Raw genomic sequence first — 7,195 nt, forward strand, 5'->3', positions numbered from 1 at the left:
AATTAAAACCATACCAATTACAAAAAATTCCTACACTCGATCAGGAGAACGCTTATGTGCACTGACCATCAATGGATTAACAACGCGATTCGTAAAATTGAAGCGGACTACCAACGCTCTGCGGATACGCACCTTATCAAACTAGACCTTCCAAGCATTGAAGGCATTGATATTTACCTTAAAGATGAAAGTACACACCCAACAGGCTCTTTGAAGCACCGTTTGGCGCGTTCTCTGTTTTTATACGCTATCTGTAACGGTTGGGTTGGCCCAGAAACCACGATCATTGAATCTTCATCTGGTAGCACGGCGGTGTCTGAAGCTTACTTCGCTCGCCTACTTGGCCTTCCATTTATCGCAGTAATGCCAAAGTGCACAGCGAAGAAAAAGATCGAGCAGATTGAATTCTACGGCGGCCAAGCACACCTCGTTGACCGCTCTGACCAAATTTACGATGAGTCTCGTCGTTTAGCAGCGGAACTTAATGGTCATTACATGGACCAATTTACTTACGCTGAGCGCGCAACCGACTGGCGTGGTAACAACAACATCGCGAACTCGATTTTCAATCAAATGCAGATGGAAGATCACCCGGTTCCAACTTGGGTTGTAATGAGCCCGGGTACTGGTGGTACTTCAGCAACGATTGGTCGTTTCATTCGTTACCAACAGCATGAAACTAAACTTTGCGTTGTTGACCCTGAAAACTCAGTTTTCCACGAGTATTACAAAACAGGCAATACAGAAGTAAAAGGCAGCACATTCAGCAAAATTGAAGGCATTGGTCGCCCTCGTGCAGAACCAAGCTTTATTCCAGGTGTGGTTGACGAAATGCGTAAGATCCCAGACGCGGCAAGTATTGCAACGACACATTGGTTGTCTGACATTCTAGGCCGTAAGGTTGGAGCATCAACAGGTACCAATATGTACGGTGTGCTTCAGCTAGCAAGCGAGATGAAAGCGCGTGGAGAGAAAGGCTCTATCGTGACTCTACTTTGTGATAGCGGCGAGCGTTACCTAGACACTTACTTCAATGACGAGTGGGTGAACAACAACATTGGTGACCTTCAGCCTTACGCTGCAAAATTAGAAGCTTTCTCTCAAACGGGTGAATTAGCTTAAGCACCAAGCAAAACACAAGCGTCCAAAATAAAAAGAGCCCTTGATGGGCTCTTTTTATATGTCTTTGGTTAACGACAAACTAAGACTATTCTGGTTTTTGCTTCGCTTCAAAAGCAGCCAGTTGCTCTGGTGTTGCTTTTGGTTGGTGGTTTTGTTTCCACTCATCGTAAGTCATGCCATAAACACGCTCACGAGCATCATCAATATCAAGGTCTAAACCTTGTTGTTCAGCTTCGGCTTTGTACCACTTACTGAAGCAGTTACGACAGAAGCCAGCCAAGATCATCAGATCAATATTCTGAACATCTTTGTTGTTGTCTAAGTGTGCTAATAGGCGACGAAAGGTTGCTGCATCCAGCTTGTCTTGTTCTTCTTGAGAAAGATCTTTGTATTTAAATTCAGCCACTTTGGTGTCCCTTAATAGTTTTCATTTTTTAATGTATTGAGCAGATATTGTTATACAAAAAAAGCCCGCACTTCGCTAGGAGCAAACGCAGGCTTTTCAAAACATTCACAGATAAACCGGAACTCTCATGAAACGATTACAAAACGTATTTATCCTTTTAGCTTCTCTTATCCTAAGCGCTACTGCTTATGCATCTCCATCAGAGGGAAAACAATACACGCTTTTGGAAAAACCTTATTCGACCGAGTATCAAGTAGACAAATTCTTTTCATTGACCTGCATGCCTTGTTGGCAGATGACAGAGTTACTTAAAGATAAGGAAGGCTCTGGTGAACTGGAATTGCATCGTACTCACGTGATTTTTAACGACTCGACCTTACAAGCTGCAGGTATTTACTACACCGTGCTGGCTCAAAAGCCTGATCTGTCTCATGAACTTTTGAGTGAATTATTCTCGCTGGTTCAAACTAAAAAACCATTGCAAGAAACGGATATCGACGCCTTTTTCAGAGAGCATAACCTTGTGAAACAAGAAGACATGACTCAAACCCAACAACAGCAATGGGCTAAGTTCATGGAAGATGCTGTTACTAAGACCGAGCAAGCATCGATTAGCAGCATTCCGAGCTTTATTATTAATGGGCGCTATATGGTGAAACTAAGAGGCCACCGCTCTATGGAAGAACTGCTGGAAACCATTCAATATCTGAGCGAGCAATAGAGTCTCACTCTTTTCTCGCACCATTCGGAAAACCAAATAAAAAAGCCCGACAACAAGTAAGTTGTCGGGCTTTCATCAATTACTTATCTATACCACTAAATTAACCGTGGCTAGTTCTACCTATGTTGTCATGGCTTAGCTCTTTGTTGAGCACCGCTTCGACGTGACCCGGAGAGCGTGTTGAGCCAGAAATCAGTCGATACATCGCAGGGATTACGAACAGAGTTACCAGAGTCGCAAAGCCCATACCGAAGAAGATAACCGTACCCACTGCCACACGGCTTTCGTAACCCGCACCTGTTGAGGTAATCAATGGGATAGCACCTGCTAGTGTGGTAAACGCGGTCATCATGATTGGACGTAAACGTCGAGCTGAAGCATCAATGATCGCCTTTTCAAACTCAATACCGCGGTCACGCAGTTGGTTAGCAAACTCAACGATCAAGATACCGTTTTTGGTTACCATACCGATCAACATGATCATACCAATCTGGCTGTACACGTTGAGCCCTTGACTCATCAGCACCAAGCCCAAGAAGCCACCAAAGATACCCATAGGTACAGTGAACATTACCACTAGCGGGTTAATGAAGCTCTCGAACTGCGCCGCCAGTACCAAGTACGCCACCAACATCGCTAATGCAAACACCACCAAGATGCTCGATTGGTTCTCTTTGAAGTCTTTAGACTCACCAGAGTAGCTGACTGAGATATCACCCGGTAATTGTTCAATCGCTTGCTGATCAAGGAAATCTAACGCATCACCCAGCGTGTAACCTTCCATAAGGTTGGCTTTAATCGTTACCGATTTCTGCTTATTGTAGTGTGATAAGCGGATCGAAGATGCCACTTCTTCAATATGCGTTAGCGTATCTAATGTCACCAACTCACCAGATTGAGTTCGCATGTAGATTTGGCTTAGGTCGTTCGCGTTGTTAAAGCTGTTTTCATCACCTCGCAGATAAACATCGTACTCTTCACCACGTTCCACAAAGGTTGTCTCACTACGACCGCCTAGCATGATTTCTAGGGTGTCGGAGATGTCAGAAACACTCACACCCAGCTCTGCTGCACGCTGCTTGTCTACAGTAACCAGTAGCTCAGGCGTTTTCTCAGAGTAATCAATATCTGCGCCTTCCATCATCGGCGAATCTTCAGCGGCTTGCTTTAAGATCTCCGCCCACTTTTGCAGTTCAGAGTAATCTGAGCCACCAAGTACGAATTGTACTGGCTCACTCGACCCTCCTCGGAAACCAGGCATAAACGGGAACACTCGTACATCAGGGATACCAGCTAGTGACTTACGAACTTCATTCAGCGCTTCTTGCGCGGTCACATCACGCTCGTCCCAATCTTCGAGGATCATGATAACAAAGCCCGTTTGGTCACCAGCATTACCACCGAATGCTGGTGATTGAATGCTGAATGACTTCAAGAAGCCTTGACCAAGCAATGGCATTAGACGTTCTTCAACAATGTCCATGTTGGCAGACATGCGGTTATAACTGGTTGCATCAGCACCACGGACAAACGCAAAAATAACACCACGGTCTTCTTGCGGAGTCAGCTGCGCTGGCACTTGTTGCATCAAACCATAGCTACCACCCAAACATGCGATAATGATGATAGGAGCAGCCCAACGCCAATTTAACGCGCGGCGTAATACCGAGCGGTATCCAGATTCTAATTTGCCAAATACACGTTCAACAAACAGGTTAAAGCGGTTTGGTTTCACGTTCGCTTTTAGGATCTTACTGCCTAGCACTGGCGTTAACGTCAATGCGACTAACGACGAGAAGATCACCGACATAGCAAGCAATACGGAGAACTCGGTAAACAGAAGACCAACCATGCCGTCCATGAACGAGATTGGTAAGAATACCATCACCAATACAAGCGTCGTTGCGATTACCGCAAAGCCTACTTCACGCGTACCTTTATAAGCCGCAAGCAATGGCGATTCGCCGCGCTCAATATGGTGGAAAATGTTCTCTACTACCACAATCGCGTCATCTACTACCAGACCAATAGACAGGATAAGTGCCATCAAGGTAATCAGGTTGATAGAGAAACCGAAGTAGTAAGCCGCAATAAACGACGATATCAAAGATACCGGTACGGTTACTGCAGGAATCAGTGTTGCACGCGCTTGACCAATAAAGATGTAAAGCACGAGGATAACCAAACCTCCTGTGATAAAGAGTGTGCTGTAAACCTCTGAAATAGAACGATCAATGAACACAGTCGAGTCATAGTCGACAGCCAAACGCGTACCATCTGGCAAGAACTTCTGAATAGCTTCCACTTCTTTGTGTACTAAATCTGCCACCTCAAGTGGGTTTGCATCTGATTGAGGCACGATACCCATACTGACGTTAACAACACCGTCACTCTTAAAAGTCGAGTTTTCGTTCTCTGCGCCAATATAAACATCAGCGACATCTTTAAGATAAATCGGCGTGTTGTCAGAAGAGCGCTTGACCACCAGGTATTCAAAGTCTTCCGCTTCTGTGTATGAACGAGCGGTACGAACCGACATCACGATCGCGTCATTACGAACTTCACCGCCCGGGCTCTCGATATTCTCGTTGTTCAATGCAGACGTAATATCAGATGTGGTAACACCACGCCCTGCCATTTCCGCAGGCTTTAGCTTCACGTACATTACTTTGTACAAGCCACCCGAGATATCCACTGAACTTACGCCGGAGATCAAACTAAAGCGGTCAATCAACACACGCTCTGTGTAATCGGTCAACTGCGTTCGGTCCATCTCAGTAGAGCTTAGGTTGATGTAAACCGAAGCCTCACCGCTACCGTTGTTCTTGTAAACAATCGGGTCATCAGCTTCGTCAGGCAAAAATCTCTGTGCACGAGCAACGGCGTCACGAACGTCACTCACACCAGTATTCAGGTCGTAACCCAATTCAAAGGTAATCGTAATACGCGACATACCGTTACGAGTGGTGGACTCGATCTCATCAATACCACTGATACCGGATAATTGGTCTTCAAGATTGGAGGTTATTTGACTCTCGATAATGGTCGCTGATGCGCCTTCGTAACGCGTGCTGATCGATACCACAGGGCTTTCGATATCAGGCATTTCACGAACGGCAAGCTTACTAAAAGAGACAATACCAAACACAACCAACAGCAAGCTCAATACGACAGCTGCTACTGGTCTCTTTACTGAAACGTCAGATAACAACATTAGTTAGCGCCTTCTTGTGCTGTTTTCTCGGTTGCTGAGTCAGCCGGTCGGTTTATAGCAAGTTCCTGAACCTGAACACCATCACGCATGTTCACGATGCCCTGAACAACAATTTTCTGGCCAATTTCGATACCCTTTTCAATCACAACTTCGTTGTCGATACGAGCACCAAGGAAGACTTCCGTTCGCGTTGCCTTGTTATCTTCACCAACCACATAAACAAAACGTTTAGTACCTGAGTACTCGAGAGCTTGAACTGGAATGATTGGTGCTTCAATTGGTGGGAAGTCCATCGCCGCCGACACCAACATGCCCGGCTTTAGATAATCATTGTTGTTATCGAAATTAATTCGAACTCGAAGGTTTAATGTCTCTGCGTTGATACGAGAATCAATGCCAACCACTGAACCTGTAAATTCTGTATCTCCCCATGCACTGGTGCGAGCCGTCACTTTCATACCTTTAGATAGCTTAGAAAGGTAACGTTCAGGGATCTGAAGGTCTAACTGCATGACTGACAGATCATCTAGGGTTACTAGCTCAGTACCTGCGGTCACCATTTTACCGCGGCTAAAATCGATAAAGCCGACTGTGCCTGAGAATGGTGCGCTAATGTGAAGATCTTTTAGGTTGGCATTTGCTGCCGCCAAACGAGCATTGGCGATCTCTACATTAGTTTTCTGCGCGTCAATTTCGGTTTGCGTGATCGCGTTACGTTTCACCAAGCGTTCAAATTCCGCTAGTTTACGTTTCTCGTCTTTTAGATACGCTTGCGCTTCTGCAACTGCAGCTTTTGCCTTATCGTCATCTAACTGAACCAACATCTGACCTTTAGTCACATCTTGATTCGCTTTAATGTTGATAGAGTCAACGCGTCCAGCCACCTCAGAAGTGATCATCACTGATTGCTCAGCTTCTAGTTTTCCAACTAGAGACAGGGATTGGCTAACTTGGTGAATATCAACCTGCTCAGTAACAACAGTGACAGTGCTCGAGCCCATGCGCTTTGCAAGTACGGCTGGAGGCGCCATAAGAATAGACAAGCTCAGCAGGGTTAAAACAGATTTATTTTTCATAATTATGGTCTGCAAGTCAGTTTTGTAGCAATCACAGTGAGTAAGTGGTCAGCAATAGCGTAGGAAAAAGGCTTGAAAACAAGGCTGCTCTTTTCAACAGGGTAGCTTTGAAAAGTAGTTACCCTACAATCAAAAATCCTAACGCAGCTGCCGAGCATTTTAATAAGCTAGAACGACAAGTTACTTACTACGATTGGTATTATTCTCTATAAATGAAATTAACAGTATTCTATCAACTGATGAATGCTGTAACGTCAAGAAGTGTAAATCTAGATTAAATTTCGTTTACGTTTCGTGGTGGTTTAGCCAAAACAACAGCAAGACAGAAAGTCAATAACCTCAAGGCGTTACCCACCAGTACGTAAACCTTAGTACAGATGTTCACTTCACGAGCAATATGAGTACTTTTCGCCATCTTTGCCCAAAAAGGCAGCATTTAACACAAAACCATAAGAAAAACCCTTTACAGGTTTAACGTGTTTGCTATGATGCGCTCCGCACTTGAGAGATGCGTTGGGAAAAACATCTCTTTAGCCTATCCATTATGAGTTAGGAAAAACACCCTGGAGGGGTTCCCGAGTGGCCAAAGGGAGCAGACTGTAAATCTGCCGGCACTGCCTTCGATGGTTCGAATCCGTCTCCCTCCACCATATTCT

General features: G+C 45.0%; 6 protein-coding genes and 1 tRNA gene. 3 read left to right on the top strand and 4 right to left on the bottom strand.

Annotated elements, in window-relative coordinates; translation table 11 throughout:
• Nucleotides 1-54: 54 nt before the first annotated feature.
• The gene (locus BCT81_RS08640; RefSeq protein ID WP_061031884.1) at nt 55-1,122 is read left to right on the top strand and encodes a PLP-dependent cysteine synthase family protein; all 1,068 of its coding nucleotides are present in this window, start codon (nt 55-57) and stop codon (nt 1,120-1,122) included.
• A gap of 85 nt (nt 1,123-1,207) precedes the next feature.
• Here BCT81_RS08640 and BCT81_RS08645 read toward each other — a convergent pair whose 3' ends face one another.
• Nucleotides 1,208-1,528 carry a DUF1244 domain-containing protein gene (locus BCT81_RS08645; RefSeq protein ID WP_004736423.1) on the bottom strand — a complete coding sequence of 107 codons (321 nt, stop codon included), beginning with the start codon at nt 1,526-1,528 and terminating at the stop codon, nt 1,208-1,210.
• A gap of 127 nt (nt 1,529-1,655) precedes the next feature.
• On the opposite strand from BCT81_RS08645, the gene BCT81_RS08650 reads away from it, so the two are divergent.
• Entirely contained in the window at nt 1,656-2,249 is a 594-nt protein-coding gene (locus BCT81_RS08650) for a thioredoxin domain-containing protein (protein ID WP_102423860.1), read from the top strand.
• 100 nt (nt 2,250-2,349) lie between these two features.
• Here the strand turns inward: BCT81_RS08650 and vexH are convergent, their stop codons facing one another.
• From vexH to BCT81_RS29285, 3 genes are all read right to left on the bottom strand, one after another.
• Nucleotides 2,350-5,463, bottom strand: coding sequence for a vibriobactin export RND transporter permease subunit VexH (gene vexH / locus BCT81_RS08655; protein WP_102423861.1), 3,114 nt, complete (start codon nt 5,461-5,463; stop codon nt 2,350-2,352).
• Entirely contained in the window at nt 5,463-6,539 is a 1,077-nt protein-coding gene (locus tag BCT81_RS08660; protein ID WP_102423862.1) for an efflux RND transporter periplasmic adaptor subunit, read from the bottom strand. The genes vexH and BCT81_RS08660 overlap by 1 nt, the downstream gene beginning before the upstream one ends.
• A 274-nt stretch (nt 6,540-6,813) precedes the next feature.
• Complete coding sequence (locus tag BCT81_RS29285) at nt 6,814-6,975, bottom strand: hypothetical protein (RefSeq protein WP_004739948.1); 162 nt, start codon at nt 6,973-6,975, stop codon at nt 6,814-6,816.
• A 129-nt stretch (nt 6,976-7,104) separates the two neighbouring features.
• Here BCT81_RS29285 and BCT81_RS08665 point away from each other — a divergent pair.
• Nucleotides 7,105-7,189: transfer RNA gene (locus BCT81_RS08665), tRNA-Tyr, on the top strand.
• Nucleotides 7,190-7,195: the final 6 nt, after the last annotated feature.

It is taken from the genome of Vibrio sp. 10N.261.52.A1, from assembly GCF_002876325.1.
GTDB classification, from domain to species: Bacteria; Pseudomonadota; Gammaproteobacteria; order Enterobacterales; family Vibrionaceae; genus Vibrio; species Vibrio chagasii.